Source organism: Streptomyces ficellus (assembly GCF_030406405.1).
Taxonomy (GTDB): domain Bacteria; phylum Actinomycetota; class Actinomycetes; order Streptomycetales; family Streptomycetaceae; genus Streptomyces; species Streptomyces ficellus_B.
The window spans coordinates 1-22,672 of sequence record NZ_JAUEPL010000003.1; the positions used below are offsets into that span (position 1 = coordinate 1).

At 72.5% G+C, this 22,672-nt stretch carries 18 protein-coding genes; 7 read left to right on the plus strand and 11 right to left on the minus strand.

Going from position 1 to position 22,672, the window contains the following annotated elements:
- On the plus strand, nucleotides 1-1,217 hold a 1,217-nt coding region (locus QWM81_RS02750), incomplete at its 5' end, for an outer membrane protein assembly factor BamB family protein (RefSeq protein WP_290109808.1).
- Here the strand turns inward: QWM81_RS02750 and QWM81_RS02755 are convergent.
- The 4 genes from QWM81_RS02755 to afsR all read right to left on the minus strand — a co-directional run bounded on the left by QWM81_RS02755 (nucleotide 1,214) and on the right by afsR (nucleotide 5,668).
- On the minus strand, nucleotides 1,214-1,882 hold the full coding sequence (locus tag QWM81_RS02755; protein WP_290109809.1) for a hypothetical protein: 669 nt from the start codon (nucleotides 1,880-1,882) through the stop codon (nucleotides 1,214-1,216). The two genes, QWM81_RS02750 and QWM81_RS02755, sit on opposite strands and share 4 nt — an antisense overlap.
- A gap of 146 nt (nucleotides 1,883-2,028) precedes the next feature.
- Complete coding sequence (locus QWM81_RS02760; protein WP_290109810.1) at nucleotides 2,029-2,211, minus strand: hypothetical protein; 183 nt, start codon at nucleotides 2,209-2,211, stop codon at nucleotides 2,029-2,031.
- 91 nt (nucleotides 2,212-2,302) lie between these two features.
- Nucleotides 2,303-2,530 carry a hypothetical protein gene (locus QWM81_RS02765; protein WP_290109811.1) on the minus strand — a complete coding sequence of 76 codons (228 nt, stop codon included), beginning with the start codon at nucleotides 2,528-2,530 and terminating at the stop codon, nucleotides 2,303-2,305.
- A gap of 192 nt (nucleotides 2,531-2,722) precedes the next feature.
- Nucleotides 2,723-5,668: an SARP-family global regulator AfsR gene (gene afsR, locus QWM81_RS02770; RefSeq protein WP_290109815.1), complete on the minus strand. Its 2,946-nt coding sequence runs from the start codon at nucleotides 5,666-5,668 to the stop codon at nucleotides 2,723-2,725.
- 508 nt (nucleotides 5,669-6,176) lie between these two features.
- Here afsR and QWM81_RS02775 point away from each other — a divergent pair.
- Together QWM81_RS02775 and QWM81_RS02780 are read left to right on the plus strand one after the other, a co-directional pair.
- Entirely contained in the window at nucleotides 6,177-7,730 is a 1,554-nt protein-coding gene (locus tag QWM81_RS02775) for an APC family permease (RefSeq protein WP_290109816.1), read from the plus strand.
- Between the two features lie 96 nt (nucleotides 7,731-7,826).
- Nucleotides 7,827-8,144: a cupin domain-containing protein gene (locus tag QWM81_RS02780; protein WP_290109817.1), complete on the plus strand. Its 318-nt coding sequence runs from the start codon at nucleotides 7,827-7,829 to the stop codon at nucleotides 8,142-8,144.
- Nucleotides 8,145-8,171: 27 nt separating this feature from the next.
- Here the strand turns inward: QWM81_RS02780 and QWM81_RS02785 are convergent, their stop codons facing one another.
- The 3 genes from QWM81_RS02785 to QWM81_RS02795 are packed head-to-tail and all read right to left on the minus strand — an operon-like array spanning nucleotide 8,172 to nucleotide 10,786.
- The gene (locus QWM81_RS02785; protein ID WP_290109818.1) at nucleotides 8,172-8,501 is read right to left on the minus strand and encodes a putative quinol monooxygenase; all 330 of its coding nucleotides are present in this window, start codon (nucleotides 8,499-8,501) and stop codon (nucleotides 8,172-8,174) included.
- A gap of 37 nt (nucleotides 8,502-8,538) precedes the next feature.
- Nucleotides 8,539-9,309, minus strand: a complete 771-nt coding sequence (locus tag QWM81_RS02790) for an IclR family transcriptional regulator (protein WP_290109819.1) — start codon at nucleotides 9,307-9,309, stop codon at nucleotides 8,539-8,541.
- A gap of 10 nt (nucleotides 9,310-9,319) precedes the next feature.
- On the minus strand, nucleotides 9,320-10,786 hold the full coding sequence (locus tag QWM81_RS02795) for a CehA/McbA family metallohydrolase (RefSeq protein WP_290109820.1): 1,467 nt from the start codon (nucleotides 10,784-10,786) through the stop codon (nucleotides 9,320-9,322).
- A gap of 90 nt (nucleotides 10,787-10,876) precedes the next feature.
- Here QWM81_RS02795 and QWM81_RS02800 point away from each other — a divergent pair, with 90 nt between their 5' ends.
- The 3 genes from QWM81_RS02800 (at nucleotide 10,877) to QWM81_RS02810 (ending at nucleotide 15,550) form a co-directional block, all read left to right on the plus strand.
- The gene (locus QWM81_RS02800; protein WP_290109821.1) at nucleotides 10,877-11,704 is read left to right on the plus strand and encodes an LLM class F420-dependent oxidoreductase; all 828 of its coding nucleotides are present in this window, start codon (nucleotides 10,877-10,879) and stop codon (nucleotides 11,702-11,704) included.
- Nucleotides 11,705-11,758: 54 nt separating this feature from the next.
- On the plus strand, nucleotides 11,759-14,350 hold the full coding sequence (locus QWM81_RS02805; protein WP_290109822.1) for a bifunctional FO biosynthesis protein CofGH: 2,592 nt from the start codon (nucleotides 11,759-11,761) through the stop codon (nucleotides 14,348-14,350).
- 78 nt (nucleotides 14,351-14,428) lie between these two features.
- On the plus strand, nucleotides 14,429-15,550 hold the full coding sequence (locus QWM81_RS02810; RefSeq protein ID WP_290109823.1) for an ADP-ribosylglycohydrolase family protein: 1,122 nt from the start codon (nucleotides 14,429-14,431) through the stop codon (nucleotides 15,548-15,550).
- On the opposite strand, the gene QWM81_RS02815 is transcribed toward QWM81_RS02810, so the two are convergent.
- From QWM81_RS02815 to QWM81_RS02830, 4 genes are all read right to left on the minus strand, one after another.
- Nucleotides 15,535-17,109, minus strand: coding sequence for a sodium:solute symporter family protein (locus QWM81_RS02815; RefSeq protein ID WP_290109824.1), 1,575 nt, complete (start codon nucleotides 17,107-17,109; stop codon nucleotides 15,535-15,537). The two genes, QWM81_RS02810 and QWM81_RS02815, sit on opposite strands and share 16 nt — an antisense overlap.
- 464 nt (nucleotides 17,110-17,573) lie before the next feature.
- The gene (locus tag QWM81_RS02820; protein WP_290109825.1) at nucleotides 17,574-17,774 is read right to left on the minus strand and encodes a DUF397 domain-containing protein; all 201 of its coding nucleotides are present in this window, start codon (nucleotides 17,772-17,774) and stop codon (nucleotides 17,574-17,576) included.
- Nucleotides 17,775-17,997: 223 nt separating this feature from the next.
- Entirely contained in the window at nucleotides 17,998-18,864 is an 867-nt protein-coding gene (locus tag QWM81_RS02825) for a helix-turn-helix domain-containing protein (RefSeq protein ID WP_290109826.1), read from the minus strand.
- A gap of 338 nt (nucleotides 18,865-19,202) precedes the next feature.
- Nucleotides 19,203-19,937, minus strand: coding sequence for a GOLPH3/VPS74 family protein (locus tag QWM81_RS02830; protein WP_290109827.1), 735 nt, complete (start codon nucleotides 19,935-19,937; stop codon nucleotides 19,203-19,205).
- A 179-nt stretch (nucleotides 19,938-20,116) separates the two neighbouring features.
- On the opposite strand from QWM81_RS02830, the gene QWM81_RS02835 reads away from it, so the two are divergent.
- Nucleotides 20,117-22,558 (plus strand): D-alanyl-D-alanine carboxypeptidase family protein, encoded by a 2,442-nt coding sequence (locus tag QWM81_RS02835; RefSeq protein WP_290109828.1) that lies wholly within the window; start codon nucleotides 20,117-20,119, stop codon nucleotides 22,556-22,558.
- The last annotated feature ends 114 nt before the right edge of the window (nucleotides 22,559-22,672 follow it).

Below are 22,672 nucleotides of genomic sequence, written 5' to 3' on the forward strand. Positions count from 1 at the left end.
CCCCGCCGCCCCCCTCGGCCCCGCCGGTCACCGGGCCCGCCCCGGCGCCCCCGGCCGCGTCCGCGCCGGAGGCGGCGGGCCCCGGGCACTGGCGCCCGTGGCGGTTCCGGATGTCCAACGACGTGTGGGGCACCCCGGTCGTCGAGGGCGACCTGCTGTACGTCACCTCCTTCGAGGTGCACGCGCTGGACGTCGGCACCGGCCGGCGCCAGTTCAAGACCCGGGACGTGGCCTGGTCCATGGCGGTCTCCGGCGGCCGTATCCACGCCTCGGACGGGCCCACCCTGTACGCCCTCGACGCGGTCGACGGCAGCGAACGGTGGCGGCTGCCGACCGACGCCTGGGTCTACTGCCTCCAGGTCGAGCGCGGCACCGTCGTCACCGGCACGCGCGGCGGCGGCGTCCAGGCCTGGGAGGCCGCCAACGGCGCCAAGCTGTGGGAGGTCACCGGCGCGCAGAGCGACTTCGAGACCCCGGAGGCCGGCCCGGCCCTCCACGGCGACACCGTGTACGTCTGGCAGGACGCCCGCCTGCGGGCCCTGGACGCCCGCACGGGCACCGAGCGCTGGTCGTACCCGATCGGCGACGCGGCCTCCTGCGGCGGGGTGCCCGTCCGCGTCACTCCGGCCGAGGACGGCCACGTGTACGTCTCGGCCGGCACCCGGGTGCTGTCCATCGACATCGCCTCCGGGCACGTCCGCTGGCACTTCGAGGCCCCGGCCGTCTTCCTGTGCCCGCCCGCGTTCGCCCCCGGGCCCGCGGTCACCGGCGGCGGGGTCTACCTGGCCGACTACCTGGGCACGGTGTACGCGCTCGACGCCACCACCGGCAAGGACCGCTGGCGCATCGCCACCGAGTCCCGCCCGTCGACCGAGCCGGTGCTCGTCGCGGACGGCAACGTCCACGTCGGCAGCGGCAGCGCGGTCTACACCCTGGACGCGGTGACCGGCACCCCGAAGTGGCGCTTCCCGGCCGGCGGCCCGGTCATCGGCGCCCCGGTCGTCGCGGACGGCCGCCTGCACTTCGGCTCCGCCGACCACGTCCTCTACACCCTGGACGCCGGCGGCGGCCAGCTGCGCTGGAAGCTCACCACGGGCGGCGAGATCACCGGCTCGCTGGTGGCGCGGGCGGGTGTCGTGTACGCGTGCAGCAAGGACCGCTGCGTGTACGCGCTCGACGCGGTGAAGGGCACGGCGACGGGCAGGAGCGGACGCTAGCGGCGCGGGGGGCCCTGGTCCTCGGGCCCGCGCGGGCCCTCCTGGCCGTACCCGTACCCGTACCCGTCGTCCGGCCGGCGGCCATCGGCGGGGTCGTGACGGGGGTACTCCGCGGTGGGGGCGTCGCCGCCGGGGTGACCGGTGTAGGGCTGGTGCGGGTACGGCCTGCCGTGCCCGTCGCCGTACCCCTCCCCGTACACCTCCGGCTCGCCGTCCACGCGGCGGCGCCGGCCGAACCTCCGGCCCTCTCCCCGCCGCCGCCCGCTCATCAGCACGGCGGCCAGCAGCAGGAGTATTCCGCCGCCCGCCGCGGCGCCGACGCCCGGGCCGAGGCCCGAGCCGTCGGACTCGACGCTCAGGCTGCCCACGGCCTGGCCCTGGCGGATCATCCACAGGACGGTGAAGCCCAGCACGACCAGCCCCGCGAGGGCCACCAGGAGGCGGGACCGCAGGAGCAGCCCGATCAGCGTCACCAGCGCGGCGAACGCCAACGGCAGCAGGATCGACGTGGCCAGGCCGGCCTTGGTGGCGGTGATGCCGGTGAACAGGTCGGCGACGCGGTAGTCGCGTCCGGGACGGCCGTCGTACCAGGCACGGAAGGGGCTCAAGACGGCGGCCGTCGCTCCGATGAGAGCGAGGACCGAGCCGATGACATTGCGGACCATGCTCGGCCTCCTTGGGTCCGACTCTCGCTTCCGAACCTACGCCGGGCGCCCGGCCCCCGCCACAGGACGGCGCGACCGGCCGGGTGGGCGGGCGGCGCACGACGAAGGGGCCGGACCGCGTGATGGTCCGGCCCCTTCGGGGCGTGTCAGTTCCGCGGGCCGGTGGGCGAGTGGTTGTCGGCCAGAGTGGTGGCCTCGCCGCCGGCCCCCCGGGCGTACGCGGGGGCGACGTCGGACCGGCCGACCGCCACCGTGGACGTCGCGGTGCCCGCGGTGAGGGCCGCGGCGATGAAAGCCACTGCCAGCAGGCGTCGCCTGGTGCGGGCCATGGTCGTCTCCTCGGATCACGATGTGCGTATACCGCGGCCGCGGCGGCTCCCCCTCCGCGCCGCCGCGGCCGCCCCCGTCGGGAGGTGGGTCTCAGGAAGTGGCCGGCGGGATGGGCGAGTGGTTGTCGCTCATCGTGGTGATGCCGTCCTTGGGCGGGATGGGCGAGTGGTTGTCGCTCACCGTGGGGATGCCGTCCTTGGGCGGGATGGGCGAGTGGTTGTCGCTCATCGTCGTGATGCCGTCCCTGGGCGGGGCGGGCGAGTGGTTGTCGCTCATCGTGGTGATCTGTTCGCTCTTGGCGTCGCTCATCGTCGTCATCTCCCCTGTGTCGGCGCCGGTCGGCAACGCCCGTTCGGCGACTCCCCCGTGGGTCGCCGAACGGGCGTGTCGGGACCGCTCACCTTAACGATGAGCACCTTCGACCCGTCTGCCCCCCGACGCGACGGCCCGTTGAGAACAGAGTGCCGGGCGGCCATAAACGAATGCTGAACGCGCCGGTCGGAAGGGGTCTCAGGCAGCGGCGGCCGGCGTCAGGAGCGACCTGACGTCCTCGGCTTCCTCGGCACCCAGGTGCTCATAGAGGGCAAGCGCCTCCTGCCAGCACGCGCGGGCCCGGTCGCACTGCTGGAGGGCGTCCAGCGCCTTGCCCAGGGCCATCAGTACGTTGCCCCGCATACGGTCGCCGCCGATGCAGCCGGCGGCGAGGGCCTGCTCGGCGTGTTGCGCCGCCTGCGCCGGACGCCGTGCGGAGAGGTGGAGCTGAGCGATACGGAAGTGTGCCGTCCCCTCCCAGAGGCGCTGACGTTCCTTGCGGAACATATGGAGCGCCTCGCCGAGCTGCTCCAGCGCCTCGTCCTGCCGGCCGGCGCGCGTCAGCGCGACCCCCAGGGCGTACCTGCCGTTCCCCAGCCGCAGGGTGCTGCCGATACGGTCGTAGATCTCGATGCCGCGGCGGGCGAACGCGATGGCACTGGCGGTGCGGTCGGTGCTCTCGTGCAGACGGGACAGATTGCACAGACCGCTCGCCTCTCCGGGCATGTTCCCGTCGGCCCGGCAGTTGTCGATGGCCAGCAACAGGTGCGTCTCGGCCTCGTCGTAACGGCCCTGATTCAGCGCGATGATCCCGCGGTCGTTGTCCGCCCAGTACACCGGCGCCGTGTCACCGACCTGGAGCGCCAGCTCCCGGGCGCTGCGCGCCTCCTCGTCCGCCTCGGCGTACCGGCCGGCCACCAGGTGCACATTGGTCAGCGTCGTCCGCGCCCGGCCTTCCGCGCGCTTGTCGCCGGCGGCCTGCGCCGCGTCCCGCGCGGCCAGCGCGGCGGCCTCGTACAGCTTGGAGTTGGCGCCGGACTCCGCCAGGTCCTTCGACGCCCACAGCAGGTCCACCGCCCGGCGCAGCCTGCCGTCCGTGGTGCCCTGGCGGGCACAGGCGAGGAGACAGGTTCCCTCCGCGTAGAGCCAGTCGAGGGCGTCATGCCGGTTGCCGAACTCAAGGCCCGCGTACCGCGTCGGCTCCAGGTGGTCCACCGTCGTGTCACCCGGCCGCTCCATGGCGAAGACCCGTACCGCCGTCGCCAGGTAGAAGTCCAGCAGCCGCGACAGGGCCAGGTCCCGTTCGCCCGGGGGCTGTTCGTCGCGTTCGGCGCACGCACGCGCGTAGAGGCGGACCAGGTCGTGGTAGCGGTAGCGGCCGGGCGCCGCCGACTCCAGCAGGGACGTGTCGACGAGGGACTCCAGCAGGTCCTCCGCCTCCTGGACCGGGAGGTCCAGGACCGCCGCCGCGGCCGCCAGGGAGATGTCCGGGCCGTCGGCCAGGCCCAGGAGGCGGAACGCCCGGGCCTGGGCGGGCTCCAGCTGGCCGTAGCCGAGTTCGAAGGTGGCCTTCACCGCGAGGTCGCCCGCCTGGAGCTCGTCCAGCCGGCGGCGCTCGTCCGCGAGCTTGGCCGCGAGCACCGAGACCGTCCAGGTGCGGCGGGCCGCCAGGCGGGAGGCGGCGATACGGATGGCGAGCGGGAGGAAGCCGCACGCGGCGACCACGTCGAGGGCGGGCTGGCGCTCGGCCTGCACCCGCTCGGCGCCCACGATCTTGGTGAAGAGCTGGAGCGCCTCCTCCGGCGACATCACGTCCAGGTCCACCAGGTGCGCACCGGCCAGGTCCACCATCCGCACCCGGCTGGTGACGAGGGCCGCGCACCCGGCCGTACCGGGCAGCAGGGGCCGCACCTGGGCGGCGTCCCGCGCGTTGTCGAGGAGGACCAGCACCCGCCGCCCGTCGAGCGCCGAGCGGTACAGGGCCGCCCGCTCCTCCAGCGTGTCGGGGATCGCCGAGTCGGCCGTGCCCAGGGCGCGCAGGAAGGCCCCGAGCACCGTCTCGGGCTCGGCGGCCCGCGCGCCCGCGCCCTGGAGGTCCACATACAGCTGCCCGTCCGGGAAGCCGGGGCGCGCGGCGTGCGCGACGTGCACGGCGAGCGTCGTCTTGCCGACCCCGCCGATCCCCGCGAGCGCCGACACGGCCATGACCGAGCCCTCGGCCGTGGCCAGCCGGTCGCCCAGCTCCCGTACGAACCCGGCCCGGCCCGTGAAGTCCGGCACCGTCGCGGGCAACTGGGCGGGCCGGGACAGGGCGGGGGCGGGGGAGGACTCCTCCACCGGCTGCGCGAGCTCGGCGTCGGCCTGGAGGATGCGCTGCTGGAGACGGGAGAGTTCGGGCCGGGGGTCGACGCCCAGTTCGTCCGCGAGCAGCCGGCGCGTGTCGGCGTACACGGCCAGCGCCTCGGCCTGGCGCCCGCTGCGGTACAGCGCCAGCATCAGCAGCTCCCGCAGCCGCTCGCGCAGCGGATGCGCGGCGGTCAGCGCCGTCAGCTCGGACACCGCCTCCGCGTGGTGCCCGCACTCCAGGTCCAGGTCCAGCCGGGTTTCGAGCAGCTGGAGCCGCCACTCCTCCAGGCGGGCGCGCTGCGTCTCGGCGTACGGGCCGGGTACGGAGGCGAGGGGTTCGCCGTCCCACAGGCCCAGTGCCTTGCCGATCAGCACGCGGGCCTGGCGCCGGTCGCCGCCCGCCCGCGCCTTCTCCGCCTCGGCGGCCAGTTCCTGCGCGACGTTGAGGTCGAGGGCGTCGGCGCGGCCGCGGATGGCGTACCCGCCCGATTCGCTCACCAGCACGCCCGCGGGCAGGATCTTGCGCAGCCGGGAGGCGTACGTGCGTACCGCCGCGAGGGCCTGGGAGGGCGGTTCGTCGCCCCAGATGGCGTCGATCAGCTCGGCCGCCGTCGCCGTCCGCCCGTCGCGCAGCAGAAGCGCGGCCAGCAGCGCCCGTTGCTGCGGCGACCCGGACGGCAGGGCTTCGCCGTCCCACCAGGCGCGTACCGGGCCGAGCACGCCGAAGCGCAGGTCGCTCACCGCGTTCCGTTGCGGAGCGCGCTGTTCCGGCACTCGCGGCCCGTCGTCACGGTCCATAGCTCCCCCTGCCCGTACCGCTGGTTTCGCCGTCGACAGTCTGCCTTGTCGATGGCGTACGCGTCAGCAGTGGGTGACGCTCTGCACAAGGTCGTGACACGATCCACCCGCCACGGGGCTGACGGGCCGTCAGTCGGGTGCGGCGGTGGGCGGTGAGCGGTGGGCGGTGGGCGGTGGGCGCGGGAGGGCCTCGGCCGGGCCGGCAGCCCGGTCGGCCCTGCGCGGCCCCACCCCGAGGCCGGGATGACGGGCGGCTCGCCGGCCTGGCCGAAAGCCTGGGGTTACCGGCTGAAAAATAACGTGGGAAAATTTAGAAACGGGCAAATCGGACACGGCTGCGGTTCCCGTATATCGAACAGCAGCCCGGGCCCCTACCAATCGGTCGGCTCGGCCGGGAGCGGATCTTTCTTTCCTCGCCCGCCGGCCGCTTCGTACCTCGTAATGCAAGGAAAAGATCGCGGACTTCCATCTTCCGGATGTGGAAACCGCAGCACCTAACGTCCCTCATATGACTCAGCTGGAAGCACGGCCCCAGGCCGGAGACACGGTAACGGGCGCCTCCCCAGGCGGCGTCCGCAGCAAGGGGCTCGGCGGGAACTCGGTCGGGCTCATGGGCGGCGCCGTCATCGGCGTGTCCACCGTCGCCCCCGTCTACTGCCTCACCGCCACGCTCGGCCCGACGGTGAGCGAGGTCGGGCTGCAGATGCCGGCCATCTTCCTCGCCGGCTTCCTGCCGATGCTCCTCGTGGCGTTCGCCTACCGCGAGCTGAACCGGGCGGTGCCCGACTGCGGCACCTCCTTCACCTGGTCGGTGAAGGCGTTCGGGCCCCGCATCGGCTGGATGTGCGGCTGGGGCCTGCTCGTGGCCACGATCGTGGTGCTGTCCAACCTGGCCGGCGTCGCGACCTCCTTCTTCTACCTGCTCCTCGGTGAGGCCACCGGCAGCGAATCGGTCGCCGCCCTCGACGGCAACAAGGCCGTGCACATCCTCACCACGCTCGCCTTCATCGCCGTCGCCACGGCGATCAGCTACCGGGGCATCACCGCCACCAAGTGGGTGCAGTACGCCCTCGTCGGTCTCCAGCTGACCGTCCTGGTGATGTTCGCCTTCATGGCCGTCACCAAGGCCGACGAGGTCGCCGGCTCGCTGGACTTCTCCTGGTCCTGGATGAACCCCTTCGGCGTCGAGTCCTTCGCCGCCTTCACCGCCGGCCTGTCCCTGTCGATCTTCATCTACTGGGGCTGGGACGCCTGCCTGTCCATCAACGAGGAGAGCACCGGCAGCGCCCGGACGCCCGGCCGCGCCGCCATGCTCGCCATGGTCGTCATCGTCGCCTCGTACCTGATGGTCGCCATCGCCTCCCAGATGTACGCGGGCATCGGCGAGGAAGGCACCGGCCTCGGCAACCCGGAGACCTCCGACAACGTCTTCGCCGCCCTCGCCCAGCCCGTCATGGGTTCCGGCCTCGGTGTCCTGCTGTTCACCGCCGTCGTCGCGTCCGCCGCCGCCAGCCTCCAGACCACCTTCATCCCGGTGGCGCGCACCGCCCTGGCCATGAGCACCTACCAGGCGATGCCGGCGTCCTTCGCCAAGGTCCACCCGCGCTTCAAGACCCCCGGCCGGGCCACCGTCTTCGCGGGTGTCGCCACCGGCGCCTTCTACGCCGTCATGTCGCTGGCCAGCGAGAACGTCCTGATCGACACCATCTACGCGCTGGGCCTGATGATCTGCTTCTACTACGCGATCACCGCCTTCGCCTGCGTCTGGTTCTTCCGCCACGAGCTGCGCCGCTCGGTGCGCGACCTGGCCGTCAAGGGCATCTTCCCGGGCCTCGGCGGCCTGATGCTCACGGCCGTCTTCGCCCAGACGCTGTACGACATCCGCGACCCCGCCTACGGCAGCGGTTCGTCGGTCTTCGGCATCGGCTCGGTCTTCGTGATCGGCGTGGGCCTGCTGCTGCTGGGCGTGGTGCTCATGCTGGTGATGCAGCGCCGCAGCCCGGCGTTCTTCCGGGGCGAGGTCCTCACCAAGGAGACGCCGGCCCTGGTCGTCCAGGACTGACGGCCGATCCGGGCGCGGAAGAGCGGTCACCGTGGGACGGCACGGTGGCCGCCCTTCCGTATGCGTAGCTTCGAGCATGGCGGCAAGGTGGAGCGTATGTATGACCTCAACGCCATCGCAGAGGAACACCTCGTCGCCGCCCACGCCGATGAGCACGGGCGCAGCGCCAACCTGATCCTGCGCGACCCGCCGCTGCGGCAGACCGTCATCGCGCTCACCGCCGGTACCACGCTCGACGAGCACAACCCGCCGCCCTCCGGGTCCCTCCAGGTGCTGCGGGGCGTGGTGAAGGTGACGACCGCCTCGGGCGACGTGGAGCTGACCATGGGCTCGCTCTACCTGCTGCCGCCCGAGCGGCAGGGACTGACGGCGGTGACGGACGCCGCCGTCCTGCTCACCGCCGTCAACGACTGAGTACACCGGCCGAGTGCGCCCGGGGCTTCAGTGGCGCGGGCTCAGCTCCGCCATGGCGCCCCAGCCGCTCTGGCCCGGCACCTCGACGTTGATGATCTCCGGCGTACGGGCGATGGCGCCGGCCATGGCCTCCAGACCGGCCTTGAAGTGGTCCGACGCCACGTGCGCGGCGCCCGCCTCCGCGTCCGCGAAGGCCTCCAGAAGGACGAACCGGTCCGGGTCGTCGACACTGCGCGACCAGTCGAAGAACAGGTTGCCGGGCTCGGCGCGGGTGGCGCGGGTGAAGTCGTCGACCAGCGTCAGCCACTGGTCGCGGTACTCGGGACGGACGGTGAACCTGACAGCGATGAAGATCATGCCGTTACGGTCCCCCGCCCGGCGCCGCTCGTCCAGCTCACCCACCCGCGATTCCGGCACCGTCGTAAAACGCGCGCACGCAGTCCGCGACCGCCGCCCGCACCTGCCCGTGCCGGTGGCGGAAGTCCTCCGTCGGCAGCGACACCGACAGGGCGTGCAGCACACCGCCGTCCGCGCCGCCCGGCAGGGCCATCGCGAGACAGGTGTACGCCGGGTCCGCCTCGCCCACCGAGACGGCGAAGCCCTGCCCCCGCACCCGTGACAGCTCCGCCTCGAACCGCTCGGCGGCGGTGATCGTACGGTCCGTGAACCGGGCCATCCCGTGCTCGGCCAGATACCGCCGCCGCACGCTCCGCGACACCCCGGCCAGCAGCACCTTGCCGTGCGCGGTGGCATGCGCCCGCACCTCCGGCCCGGGCACGAAGGGGATCGCGGTGTCCGTCACCGGCGCCGTGCTGTCCACCACGGTGATCCGGCCGTCCCGGTACGCCGTGAAGTACGCCTCCGCCCCGCTCGCCCGCCGCAGCCTCCCCAGCACCTCGCCCACCCCCGGGGCGAGCCCCACATGCCGCTGGAACGACCGGTGCAGCGCCGCCACCCGGGGCCCCGGCGCGTACCCGCCGTCCGCCCTGACCAGGTGCCCGCGCGCGGTCAGCGGCCCCAGCAGGTGGTACACGGTCGACAACGAGCACCCCAGCCGCCGCGCCATCGCCCTGGCGCCGACGGGGCCGTCCGCGTCGGCCACGATGTCCAGGATCTCCAGCGCCCGGTCGACGGACCGGGGCCCGGGGGGAGTGGTGGCGGTCATGGCCCCGACCCTACGCGGAGCCCAGGAACACCGGGTTGGTGAACGCCGCCAGGGCGCCCGGGAGGCCCGGGAGCGTCGCCGGGTGGCGCACCTCCGCCCGTACGTAGGCCGCGTACGCCGCCGTCGTCGTCCACTCCACCGCGCCCGTGCCCGACGCCGGCAGGGCGGCCGTGTGCAGGACGCCCTGGTCCGTGACGAAGCGGGCCGTGCGGCCGGGGGCGCCGGTGACCTCCAGGCGTACGGTCACGGGCGCGTCCGGCGCCACCCGCAGCCGCTCGCCGATACCCGCGTGGCCGCCGCGCCCGCCCGTCGCCGAGAACGCCAGCGAGAGGGCCGCCGACTCCGCCACGTACGACCGCCCCGCCCGCAGCCCCGCCAGGACCGCCTCGCGCGACAGGTCGTCGGCGAGCACGACGGTCTGCGGCTCGCCCACCTTCTGCGGCTCACGGTGCGCGTCGCTGCTGCCCATCGCCGGAATCCACCGCCCCCGGCCGGCGCTCAGCATGCTGTCCCAGTCGGCGAGCGCCACCTCGTCGTCCGGGGTGTACGGGCCGTTCCACACCTCCACCACGTCCGCCTCGCCGAAGCCGAACTTCCAGTTGCAGCCGATGCAGGTGGCGTGCGGGTGCGCCGGTACGACGAGGCCGCCGGCGCGCCGGATCTCGCGGGCGTAGTGCCCGAACCGGTTGTCGCGGGCCCGGTAGCGCCAGTCGACGAACGTGCCGGGGTCGGTGCCGACGGCGACGACGTGCCCGCTGCGGGTGGTGACCTCCTCCCCGGTGAGGATCAGCAGGTCGTCGCCCCACAGGCCGTCCCACGCCCGGTGCGCGGCGTGGGTGTTGTGCTCGGAGGTGTTGAGGAAGTCCAGTCCGGCGGCGCGGGCGGCGGCCGCGATCTCGGCGGGGGTGCGCCTGCCGTCGGAGTACACCGAGTGCAGGTGGCAGTCGCCCCGGTACCAGGCCCGCCCGCGCCCCCTGGCCCGCGACGGCGGGTACACGGGCGCGGGTGTGCGACCCGGCGTGCCGTACGTCAGCGCGACCGTCACCGTGTACGCCAGCCCCTGCGGCGCGACCGTGTACGGGCCGAGCGCCATGTGCCAGGTGCCCGCCCGGACCGGCCCGGGGAGGTAGCCGGGGGTGGCGTCGTCCGCGCGGAGGAAGAACTCGCTGCGCGCCCCGCCCGACCAGCCCCTGAAGCCGCGCCCGCCCAGCTCGGTGCCGCGCTCGTCGAAGATGCCGATGTCCAGGGCGTTGCCCTGCGTGCCGGGCGGGACGGCGGGCCGGTCGTAGGCGTACGACACCCGCAGCTCCCGCACCCCGCGTGGCATCTCCACCGGCACGTACACGTAATCGGGCGAGCCGGGCGGCAGCGTGCCGCGCAGCACCACCTCGCTGCGCCCGCCCGCGAAGCTCACGCCCGGCAGCGTGAACGCCGCCGCCCCCGCCGCGCCCGCCACGAATCCCCGCCTGCCCACCATGCGTACCACCCTCCCGGTGCTCGGTGAATGCCCCGCCAACCCAAGGCGACGGTCTCGGAATTCGCCGCCGTACGCCATACGTTGGGCCGTATGCGCATCGCGACCACGATCTTCCTCACCGACCAGACGATCACCCCGGTACGGCTCGCGCGCGAGCTGGAGCAGCGCGGCTTCGCCGGGCTCTACCTGCCGGAGCACACCCACATCCCCGTCGAACGGGCCAGCCCCTACCCGGCGGGCGGCGACCTGCCGCCCGAGTACGGCCGCACCCTGGAGCCGTTCATCGCGCTCGGCCAGGCCGCCGCCGTCACCGAACGGCTGGGGCTCGGCACCGGCATCACGCTGGTCGCCCAGCACGACCCCATCGACCTCGCCAAGCAGGTCGCGACGCTCGACCACCTCTCCGGCGGCCGCTTCACCCTCGGCGTCGGCTACGGCTGGAACCGCGAGGAGGCCGCCGACCACGGTGTGGCCTGGACGACCCGCCGCGACCGCACCCGCGACCACATGGCCCTGATGCGCGCCCTGTGGGCGGCCGAACCGACCGCGTACGAGGGGGAGTTCGGCTCCGTACGCGCCTCCTTCGCCTACCCCAAGCCGGCCGGCGGCGCCCCCCGCACCCTGCTCGGCGGCGCGGCGGGACCGAAACTCTTCGCGCACATCGCCGAGTACGCCGACGGCTGGCTCCCCATCGGCGGCCGGGGCCTGACGGAGACGATCCCCGTCCTGCGCGAGACGTGGGAGAAGGCGGGCCGTGACCCCGAGGCCCTCCACGTCGTGCCGTACGCCGTGCACCCCTCGCCCGGCAAGCTCGCGCACTACGCGGAGCTGGGCGTCACGGAGGTTGTCCTCCAACTCCCCCCGGCCGGCGAGGCGGAGGTCCTGCGGACGCTCGACGACTACGCCCGGTACCTGTAGCCCCGGACGGGAGCGCACCACGCGTACGTCCCCCGCACTCGTATGCTCGGGGCCATGACGGATGACCAGGCCGGACGCCCCACCGAGAACGCCATGCGACGCGCCCTGAAGCGGGCGAGAGACGGCGTGGCGCTGGATGTGGCCGAGGCCGCCGTCCTGCTCCGGGCGCGCGGCGGGGACCTGGAGGACCTGGCCGCGTCGGCGGCGCGCGTGCGGGACGCGGGCCTGGAGGCGGCCGGGCGGCCCGGGGTCATCACGTACTCCAAGAGCGTGTTCATCCCGCTCACCCGGCTGTGCCGCGACACCTGCCACTACTGCACCTTCGCGACCGTGCCCGGCAAGCTGCGGCGCGCCGGGCACGGGGCGTTCATGTCGCCCGACGAGGTGCTGGACATCGCGCGGCGCGGCGCCGAACTGGGCTGCAAGGAAGCCCTGATCACGCTCGGCGACAAGCCCGAGGACCGGTGGCCGCAGGCGCGCGAGTGGCTGGACGCGCACGGCTACGACGACACCCTCGCGTACGTACGGGCCATGGCGATCCGCGTCCTGGAGGAGACCGGGCTGCTGCCGCACCTCAACCCGGGTGTGATGTCGTGGACGGACTTCCAGCGGCTCAAGCCGGTCGCCCCCTCCATGGGCATGATGCTGGAGACCACCGCGACCCGGCTGTGGTCGGAGCCCGGCGGGCCGCACTACGGCTCGCCCGACAAGGAACCGGCCGTGCGGCTGCGGGTCCTGGAGGACGCGGGCCGCTCGTCCGTGCCGTTCACCAGCGGGGTGCTCATCGGGATCGGCGAGACGTACGAGGAGCGGGCGGAGTCGCTGTTCGCGCTGCGCCGCGTCTCCCGCGCCCACCACGGCATCCAGGAGCTGATCATCCAGAACTTCCGCGCCAAGCCGGACACGGCGATGCGCGGCATGCCGGACGCCGAGCTGGACGACCTCGTCGCCACCGTCGCCGTCGCCCGCCACATCATGGGCCCCTCGGCCTGCCTCCAGGCCCCGCCGAACCTGGTGGACGGGGAGTACGGGCGGCTCATCGGCGCCGGGATCGACGACTGGGGCGGGGTCTCACCCGTCACCATCGACCACGTCAACCCGGAGCGGCCCTGGCCGCAGATCGACACCCTCGCCGAGAGGTCCGCCGCCGCCGGTTTCGAGCTGCGTGAACGTCTCTGCGTCTACCCCGAGTTCGTACGGCGCGGCGAGCCGTGGCTCGACCCGCGCCTGCTGCCGCACGTCCGCGCGCTGGCCGACCCGGCCACGGGGCTCGCGAACCCGGACGCGGAGGTACGCGGCCTGCCCTGGCAGGAGCCCGACGACTCCTTCGCCGCGTCGGGCCGCACCGACCTGCACCGCACCATCGACACCGAGGGCCGTACGGCCGACCGGCGCGACGACTTCGACGAGGTGTACGGCGACTGGGAGGCCCTGCGGGAGGCCGCCGCGCCCGGCATGGTGCCGCAGCGCATCGACACGGACGTACGCGAGGCGCTCGCCGTCGCCGCCGACGACCCGACGCGGCTCACCGACGACCAGGCCCTCGCTCTTCTCCACGCGGACGGACCGGCGCTGGACGCGCTGTGCCGCGTGGCCGATGACGTCCGCGCGTCGGCCGTCGGCGACGACGTCACCTACATCGTCACCCGCAACATCAACTTCACCAACGTCTGTTACACCGGCTGCCGCTTCTGCGCCTTCGCCCAGCGCCGCACCGACGCCGACGCGTACACCCTCTCGCTCGACCAGGTCGCCGACCGCGCCCAGCAGGCGTGGGAGGTGGGCGCGGTCGAGGTGTGCATGCAGGGCGGCATCCACCCGGACCTGCCCGGCACGGCGTACTTCGACATCGCGCGCGCCGTGAAGGCCCGCGTCCCGGGCATGCATGTGCACGCCTTCTCGCCGATGGAGGTCGTCAACGGCGCCACCCGCACCGGCATGTCGATCCGTGACTGGCTGACCGCCGCCAAGGAAGCCGGCCTGGACTCCATCCCGGGCACGGCCGCCGAGATCCTGGACGACGAGGTGCGCTGGGTCCTCACCAAGGGCAAGCTGCCCACGGCCACCTGGACCGAGGTCATCACCACCGCCCACGAGCTGGGCATCCGCTCGTCGTCCACGATGATGTACGGCCATGTCGACCAGCCCCGGCACTGGCTGGGGCACTTCCGTACGCTGGCGGCGATCCAGCGCCAGACGGGCGGGTTCACGGAGTTCGTCACGCTCCCCTTCATCCACACCAACGCGCCCGTCTACCTCGCCGGCATCGCGCGCCCCGGCCCGACGACCCGCGACAACCGCGCCGTCACCGCGATGGCCCGCCTGCTCCTGCACCCGTACATCCCCAACATCCAGACGAGCTGGGTCAAACTCGGCGCGGACGGCGCGGCCGACATGCTCCGCTCCGGCGCCAACGACCTGGGCGGCACGCTCATGGAGGAGACCATCTCCCGCATGGCCGGCTCCTCCTACGGCTCGTACAGGTCCGTCCGGGACCTCGTCGCCATCGCCGAGGCCGCCGGCCGCCCGGCCCGCCCCCGTACGACGCTGTACGGGGACGTCCCCGAGGAACGGCGGCGGGCGGCGGCGGCGTCCGACGGACACCTGCCGGAGCTGCTGCCGGTGCTGCCGGTGCTGACGGACTGAGCGGCCCGCGGCCCCCGGGCGCCCCCGTACCCGTTCGATTACAGTGCTGGCGGCGAACGACGGGAAGGGGCGCGAGGCGTGAGTGCAGCAGCCGCGGCTGTCTGGGGCCGGGCCGAGCAGCAGGACTTCCGTGCCCGGGTACGGGGCTGCCTCCTCGGCGCCGCCATCGGTGACGCCCTCGGGGTCGGCGTGGCCACGCTGTCCGTGGAGGCGATCCGCGAGGCGCACGGACCGGACGGGCTCACCGACCTGGCGCCCGCCTACGGGCGGCGCGGGGCCGTCACGTCCGCCACCCAGCTCACGCTCTTCACCGTGGACGGCCTGATACGCGCCCAGGTCCGCCGCGACACGGGCGCCTGGCACCCGCCCACCGATGTGCACCGCGCGCATCTGCGGTGGGCGGCCACCCAGCGCGACTGGGGCCCCGACGAGCGGCGCAAGGACAACGGCTGGCTGGCCTGCGAGGAGTGGCTGTACGCCCGCCGCGACCCGGCCAGGGCCAACCTCACCGGCCTCGGCGACGAGATCCTCGGCACCCTCGACAAGCCGAAGAACCCCACCGCCCGCGACGCCGGCGCCCTCGTGCGCTCCGCGCCGTACGGGCTGCTGGTCGGCTGGGAGCCGCACCTGGTGTGCCAGCTCGCCGTCGAGTGCGCCACCCAGACGCACGGCCACCCCGCCGCGTACCTGGCGGCCGGGGCCTTCGCCGTCGTGGTGCACGGCCTGGCCCGGGGCGAGAGCGTCGACGGCTCCGTGCAGCGGGCGCTGGCCCAGCTCGCGCCGCGCCCCGGGCACGAGCCGGTCACCGAGGCGCTGAAGCACGCGCTGGGCGCCGTACGCCAGGGCATCCCCAGCCCCGCGCGGATCGCGTCGCTCGGCGACACCGACGGCGAGCACGCCGAGGACGCCCTGGCCATCGCCGTCTACTGCGCGCTCGTGAGCGAGGACGTACGGCACGGGCTGCGCCTGGCCGTCAACCACGACGGTCCGTCGCAGACCACCGGCTCGCTGACCGGCGCGCTGCTGGGCGCCCTGCACGGCGAGACCGCCCTGCCGCCGGCCTGGCTGGCCGAGCTGGAAGGGCGGTCCACGATCCTGGAGCTGGCGGACGACTTCGCCATGGAGATGACCCAGGGCCCGGCGCTGCACGGCCCGGCGGTGTCCGCCCCGGGCTGGCTGGCCCGCTACCCGAGGGGCTGACGCTCGGCGGGCCCGGGGGGCTCCGGTACGGCGGCCGCCCCGCCCGACGCTCCGCCAGCCGCTCCGCCCGCCGGGCTGCCGTCGTCGGAGTGCAGCAGGTCCAGCACGCCGTCCCGCTCGGGCGTGTCCTCCGGCTTGATGAACCCGATCAGGATGTAGAGCACCAGCGAGGTCGCCACCGGCGAGACGATCTGGATCTGGAGCTCGATGCCGTCCAGCCCGTAATTGGTCAGCCAGAAGGCGAACAGACCGGCCGCCCACGACACCAGCGCCGCCGTAGGCCCGGACTTGCGGAACGTACGCAGCAGACCGAGCATGAACGGGATCGCGATCGGCCCCATCAGGCCGGCCACCCACTTGATGACGACGGTGATGATGTCTTTGAAGGTGGGGGAGTTGACCTGGGTGGCGACCGCCATCGACAGCGCGAGGAAGGCGACCGTCGACCAGCGGGCGGCCAGCAGCCCCGCCCGGTGCGTCCAGGTGCGGGCCGCCTTGGACAGGGCGGGCGCGATGTCCCGGGTGAAGACGGAGGCGATCGCGTTGGCGTCGGACGAGCACATGGCCATGGTGTGGGAGAAGAACCCGACGATGACCAGGCCCAGCAGCCCGTGCGGCAGCAGCTGTTCGGTCATCAGGGCGTAGGAGTCGGAGGCGTCCGGCTTCTCGGGGGTGACGAGCAGCGGCGCGACCCACATCGGGAAGAACAGCACCAGCGGCCAGATGAACCACAGCACGGCCGACAGCCGCCCGGAGCGGGTGGCCTCGCGGGCGCTGGGCGTGGCCATGTAGCGCTGGGCCTGGTTCCACATGCCGCCGCTGTACTCGAAGGTCTTGATGAAGAGGTACGCGAGCAGGAACGTCACGGTGTACGGGCCGGCCGTCGGCTCGGCGTGGCCCTGCAACTCGGGCCGGTCCCACACGGTCCACAGCGCGCTGAAGCCGCCGAGCTCGGCCAGGACGGCGACGAGCATGGCGATGCCCGCGAAGAACTGGATGATGAACTGCCCCAGTTCGGTCAGCGCGTCGGCCCACAGGCCGCCGACCGTGCAGTAGACGCCGGTGATGACACCGGTGATCAGGATGCCCTGGTTGAGCGAGATACCGGTGAAGACGGACAGCAGGGTCGCGATCGCCGCCCACTTCGCGCCGACGTCCACGATCTTCAGCAGGACGCCGGACCAGGCGAGCGCCTGCTGCGTGGGCAGGTTGTAACGGTTCTTCAGGTATTCGAGGGGCGAGGCCACATGGAGCCGTGAGCGCAGCCGGTTGAGCCGGGGCGCGAAGAGGTGCGCGCCGATGGCGATACCGATCGCGATGGGGAAGGACCAGGTGACGTACGAGGTGACGCCGTAGGTGTACGCGATGCCCGCGTACCCGGTGAACATGACCGCGCTGTAGCCGGACATGTGGTGCGAGATGCCCGACAGCCACCACGGCATCTTGCCGCCGGCGGTGAAGAAGTCGCTGACATTGTCCACGCGTTTGTGGGACCAGAGTCCGATCGCGACCATCACGCCGAAGTAGCCGATGAGCACGGCCCAGTCGAGACTGTTCATGTGCCCCCTCCAGGGGTCCGCCTTGTGAACGTCGGCGCGCGTCGTCAGTACGTCCGGTCAGCGGTGGCCCCCGTGCGGGAGCGGGGACTTCGGGGATTGAACCGTCTGTTCGAGCAGCTGGTCAAGTGTCCACTGAGTCATGCACATGAACGCAGGACAGAAAGCAGAACGCTTTTACCTGTTCTTGACCCATCGGGGCGTTGTCGCGGTCATGGCGGCGGCCACACGATGATCGGGCGCTTCGTCAGGTCCGTACACGGCCGTACGCGCCGTCACGTCCGTACGCGCCGTACACCCCGTACGCGCCGTACACACGACACAGCGAACCGCACGGGATGCGGGTCCCGTGCGGTCGGCGGAAAGAGGCAGTCGCTGCTCGGTGGTCTGCGTTGGCACATGACCGAGCCCCCTCGGCCGGGACGGCGGACCAGTCGAGAGGGCTCATCGGTGATGCTTCGGCAGGCTCAGAGAGCCCCCGTGCCCACTTCACGCACGAACGCGTTCCACGACGCGGGGACGAACGTGATGGACGGACCGGCGGGGACCTTCGAGTCCCGCACCGCGATCGACGCGACGACGGGGGACTTGACCTCGACGCACGCGCCGTTTCCGCCGGAATACGAGGACTTGGTCCAGGTCTCCGTGGCGCCCTGAATGATTGCCATCTTCTCCGCTCCGGTTCTCGACAGTGACAGCAGTGACTCGCACCGGCCCTGACTGCGGGCTGGCGTGATCGACGCTACTCGTCGCGATCTGTATACGGGGCGGGCGTTCACTCGACTGGATGGCATATTCCACGCGGCCTTCCGCTGGAAGCCGGCCGGGGTGTACCGTACCGGCTTCTTCCCCGGCGGAATGGGTAAATCCCCGGCATCCAGGGCAGAATGATCAGTGCGTCGCGGCCGCGTAGTCCTTGATGACCTCGCCGATGAACTGCCGCGTCTGATCCACGTTCAGCGCCTGCGCGCGCAGATGCTCGTACATCACGCTGTACCGCTGGACGTCGTTCGCCTTCTCCAGATACAGATCGCTGGTGACGCCCTCGATGTAGACGACGGAGGAATCGGCGGCGTCCGGGAACTCCAGGATCGCGTAATGGCCGCTGATGCCCGGATGCGCGCCCATGTCGAACGGCAGCACCTGCACGGTGACATGCGGCAGGTGCGACTGCTCGACGAGGTGCTCCAACTGCTCGATCATCAGCTGCTTGTCACCGACCACGCGGCGCAGCGCCGACTCGTCGATCACGGCCCACAGGCGCAGCGGCTGGTCGGCGTCCTTGATGCGCTCCTGGCGGCGGGCGCGGACGTTGACGCGCTTGTCGATGTCGACGGGCGACGACTCCGGCAGCGCGCCGCTGATCAGCGCCTCGGCGTACTGGCGCGTCTGGAGCAGGCCCGGCACGATCTGCGGCTCGAACACCCGCAGGGAGGCGGCATCGGTCTCCAGACCGATGTAGACGCTGTACGGGATGTCGCCGAAGGCGTGCCACCAGCCCTGCTGGCGGGAGTCCTTCGCCATCTGCATCAGCGAATCGACAATGCGGTGGTCCTCGACCTCGTACACCCCGCACAGGTCTCGGACATCGCGCTGACTGATGGAACGGCGGCCGTTCTCAAGGCGGCTGATTTTCGACTGCGAGACGAGCAGTCGCTCCGCCACCTCCTCCGCTGTCATGCCCTTCTGCTCACGCAGCCGGCGCAGCTCCTGGCCCAATCTGCGTCGCCTGACGGTGGGGTTGACGTTGGACGCCACGGGAAACTGCACCTCCGGCTGCTTGACTGTCGCTGGCGTAGCTCTGCGTATCTACTGCTCAGCAGACTGCCACCAATGGGCGTTCCGCGCTGGAAAATGGCCACACGCGCACCACTGCGTACGCACGTGCGTACACGCGCGAGCACGCGAGCGCGCGGGGCGGCCATGACGGCTGCCCCGCGCGCTCCTGCGGCTCCCGAAGGTGGTTCGCGTGGTGCGTGTTCGCGTGGTGGTGCGTGGTGTGCGTCGTGGTGCGTGGTGGTGGTGCGTGTGCGCGTGGTGCGTGGGACTGCGTGGTGGTGCTCGGTGCTGCGGACGGACGCGTGCGCCGGTACCGCTCAGTGCGCCACGGCGCGGGCCATCGCCCCGCTGCGCGGCTGCGGTTGCATCGGTACGGCCGTGGCCTGGCGGCCACCGCCTCCCGAGCCGGAGTTACGACGTGGCTGTGCGCCCACGCCGTTCTGAACGTCCATCACGGCGTGCGCCACGAGGCCGCCCATGGGGTCGTGCCTGATCAGATCCCGGAGCCGGGAGCGCGATGAACGCCCCTCGTTCCCGGGGTAGAGGTGCTTGCCGAGACCGACCGAGTGGGCCAGCGCGGCGAGCGCCGCGGTCCGCGGGTCCGGCGGTACGCCGGTGCGGATCGCGCTGTCCAGCCGGGCCCTGATCTCCCGGCTGATGGCCGTGTCCGTCGCCTGGTAGCGAGTCGTCGGCAGCACCCCGCACATCTGGCCCTCGACGGCATGCACCATGCCGCACCGTTCCAGATGCGAGAGATACGTCTGGCGCAGCCCCAGCCGGGGCCCGCCGATCCAGTGGACCGCCCGCACCGGACTGCCACGCCTGCGCAGCAGTTCCAGCGCGGAGTCCAGTGTCGGATCTCCGGTCGGCCGTGGCATCACCACGGCGATACGATCCCCGTCTGGGGCTATCCGTCCTGCCAGAGCCAGCTCCACTAGCTGTGCTCCGGCCAGGCCGAGGTCGAGCGACTGCGGCTGCGCTGTGGTACCCGTGGCCGGGTCCAGAGCGAGCAGCAGAAGCTCCTCCGGAAGTGTTCTGCGGCTCCTGCCCATCCATGCCTCCCCGCGTGGATGAATGACAGGGTGACCCCTCTCACATTGGTCTGTCGAGAGCGCCTGGGTGCTTCGTACGGGAACCGGTAGGTATGTCGTTCTCGTCTAGCACGGGAGCCAAGCGCTCACACAGGACACTGGTACATGGTTCGGACAACGCGTTGATTGAAGGAGGCACGGTGGCGGGCGAGTCCCCCGACAAGTCGGAGCAGCAGAAGTCGCCGGGGGAGACGGCTTCGAGCGAGCGCGATCCGCGGCTTGCCGTGCTCGGCGACGCGCCGTCTTCGGACGGGGACGCAGATGTCCGCGTCGACCAGCCGACCGCGGTGTTCAGGGCGGTCTCCCCGCCCGCCCCGGACCCGGCTCCCGAGCCGGCCGATGAGCCGGCCGATGAGCCGGACCCGGCCGAGGGCGACGCCCGCCTGCGGGCGGCCGTGGCGGCGTGGGTGACCAAGCCGGACGAGCCCGAGCCGGCCGAGAAGGGTGCCGTGGGGACGGACGAGCCCGAGGCCGCCGCCAAGGGCGCCGGGGGCGGAAACGACCCTGCTGCGGCGGCGTCGCGGGCGAAGGCGGCGCCGCGGGGTGCTGGTGCCGGAGGGGCTTCTGCCGCGTCGGTGACGCGGGGCGGGGGTGCCGGGGATGACGACGCCGCGTCGCTGACGCGAACTGCTGGTCCGGGGGACGACGCCGCCGCGTCGGCGAGGGCGGCCGTTGCGGCCGCGAGCGACGCTCCGGCGACGGACGGCGCCCGGCCCGCGCGGAGCGGCGCGTCCGCGAAGACGGACGTACCCGCGAAGCCCGAGGTCCCGCCGGTATCGGAGCCGGACGTACCCGCGAAGGCTGTTCCGTCCCCGGAGTCGAACGTATCAGCCAAGCGCGACATTCCCGACGAAAAGACCGGTGGGCCCGACGCGTCCGACGAGTCGGCGCCGAAGCCGGACGCATCCGCGAAGCGCGACGTTCCGGCCGCAAAAGCCAACGCGTCCGACGCGACCGACCAGACCGACCCGGCGGACGAGTCGCCCGTGGACCAGCCCACCGCCGTGTTCAAGGCGGTGCGGCGGCCCGCAGTGGACCAGCCGACCACCACGCTGAAGGCCGTCACGCCCAAGCGGCCCGAGCAGGCCCCCGAGTCCCCCGCCGAGCGGACGAGCAAGTTCGTCCCCCTGCGCGCGGATGACGTGCGACCCGCCGCGAAGAAGCCCGAACCGCAGGTTCAGGCCCCAGCCCCGGCCCCAGCCCCGGCCGCCCCCGCCGCTGCCGCTGCCGCCGACAAGGCAGCCCCCGCCGCCCCCGCCTCCCTCACCGAGGCCGAGCGGACCAAGCAGCAGCCGATGCCGCCGCGCCCGCCGCTCGACATGCTCGCCGAGCTGACCAACACGCCGCCCCCGCCGGAGACCCCGGTCCGTACGGTCGTCCGGCGCATCAAGATCTGGACCCCGCTGGTCGTCCTCCTGGTGATCGTCTTTGCGATCGTGCAGTTCGTGCGGCCGCTGCCCGCGCCCACGCTGGCGCTCACGGCCAAACCGTCGTACACCTTCGAGGGCGGCAAGCCGTCCCTGCCGTGGCCGAACGAGGGCCAGGGCTACATGTCGGCGACGGGCCTCGGCACCGTCGACTCGTTCGGCGAGCAGAAGCCCGTACCCATCGGCTCCGTGGCGAAGGCCATGACCGCCTACGTGATCCTCAAGGAGCACCCCCTGAAGAAGGGGGCCAAGGGCGAGATGATCGAGATCGACGCCCTGGCCGAGAAGGAGGGCGGCTACGACGCGCAGAACGAGTCCACGCTGAACACGGTGAAGGCCGGCGACAAGATCTCGCAGTACGACGCGCTCGCCGCCATCATGATCCCCTCCGCCAACAACATCGCCCGGCTGCTCGCCCGCTGGGACGCCGGTTCCGAGGCGGCGTTCGTCAAGAAGATGAACGACACCGCCAAGGAGCTGGGGATGAAGAACACCACGTACACCGACCCCTCGGGCCTGAACCACACCACCGTCAGCTCCGCCGAGGACCAGGTGAAGCTCGGCGAGAAGCTCGTGGAGATCCCCGCGCTGGTGGAGATCACCGCGATGCCGTGGTGGACGGACCCGTCGGGCAAGAAGTGGCGCAACTACAACGACCTGGTCCCGTACGACGGCGCGCTCGGCATCAAGACGGGCAGCACCACCAAGGCCGGCGGCAACCTGCTCTTCGCCGCGCACAAGAAGGTCGGTGACACCGACCAGCTGATCGTCGGCGCCGTCCTGGCCCAGTACAAGACGCCGATCCTCGGCAGCGCGATCGCCGCGAGCAAGGAGGCGATGCTGGCCACGCAGCAGTTGCTGAAGAGCCAGACGGTCGTCAAGAAGGGCGATGTCGTGGGCGCCGTGGACGACGGCCTCGGCGGCCGTACCCCGGTGGTGGCGACCAAGGACGTGAAGGTCGTCGGGTGGTCGGGGCTGACGGTCAAGCTGGAGCTGAGCAACGCCGGCCGCGCACTGCCCCACTCGGCACCCGCCGGAACCCAGGTCGGCGTCCTGACCGTGGGGGAGGGCGCCAGCCAGGTACGGGTACCGGTCGCCCTGCGGAGCGCCATGGCCGAACCGGGCCTCGGCGACAAGCTGACGCGTCTCGGCTGAAACCCTCAAGGGCGCCCCGGATTTCCGGGGCGCCCCCGTGTTAGCGTCCCGGAAAGTCGAGTCCGGGCAACGCGAGGTGCCGGAACGACGTCTTCGCACGCAGCACATAGCACG

Coding starts and splice junctions, on each gene's coding strand:
- QWM81_RS02755 (WP_290109809.1), bottom strand. CDS start 1,882: ATGGTCCGCAATGTCATCGGCTCGGTCCTCGCTCTCATCGGAGCGACG.
- QWM81_RS02760 (WP_290109810.1), bottom strand. CDS start 2,211: ATGGCCCGCACCAGGCGACGCCTGCTGGCAGTGGCTTTCATCGCCGCG.
- QWM81_RS02765 (WP_290109811.1), bottom strand. CDS start 2,530: ATGACGACGATGAGCGACGCCAAGAGCGAACAGATCACCACGATGAGC.
- afsR (WP_290109815.1), bottom strand. CDS start 5,668: ATGGACCGTGACGACGGGCCGCGAGTGCCGGAACAGCGCGCTCCGCAA.
- QWM81_RS02775 (WP_290109816.1), top strand. CDS start 6,177: ATGACTCAGCTGGAAGCACGGCCCCAGGCCGGAGACACGGTAACGGGC.
- QWM81_RS02780 (WP_290109817.1), top strand. CDS start 7,827: ATGTATGACCTCAACGCCATCGCAGAGGAACACCTCGTCGCCGCCCAC.
- QWM81_RS02785 (WP_290109818.1), bottom strand. CDS start 8,501: ATGATCTTCATCGCTGTCAGGTTCACCGTCCGTCCCGAGTACCGCGAC.
- QWM81_RS02790 (WP_290109819.1), bottom strand. CDS start 9,309: ATGACCGCCACCACTCCCCCCGGGCCCCGGTCCGTCGACCGGGCGCTG.
- QWM81_RS02795 (WP_290109820.1), bottom strand. CDS start 10,786: ATGGTGGGCAGGCGGGGATTCGTGGCGGGCGCGGCGGGGGCGGCGGCG.
- QWM81_RS02800 (WP_290109821.1), top strand. CDS start 10,877: ATGCGCATCGCGACCACGATCTTCCTCACCGACCAGACGATCACCCCG.
- QWM81_RS02805 (WP_290109822.1), top strand. CDS start 11,759: ATGACGGATGACCAGGCCGGACGCCCCACCGAGAACGCCATGCGACGC.
- QWM81_RS02815 (WP_290109824.1), bottom strand. CDS start 17,109: ATGAACAGTCTCGACTGGGCCGTGCTCATCGGCTACTTCGGCGTGATG.
- QWM81_RS02820 (WP_290109825.1), bottom strand. CDS start 17,774: ATGGCAATCATTCAGGGCGCCACGGAGACCTGGACCAAGTCCTCGTAT.
- QWM81_RS02830 (WP_290109827.1), bottom strand. CDS start 19,937: ATGGGCAGGAGCCGCAGAACACTTCCGGAGGAGCTTCTGCTGCTCGCT.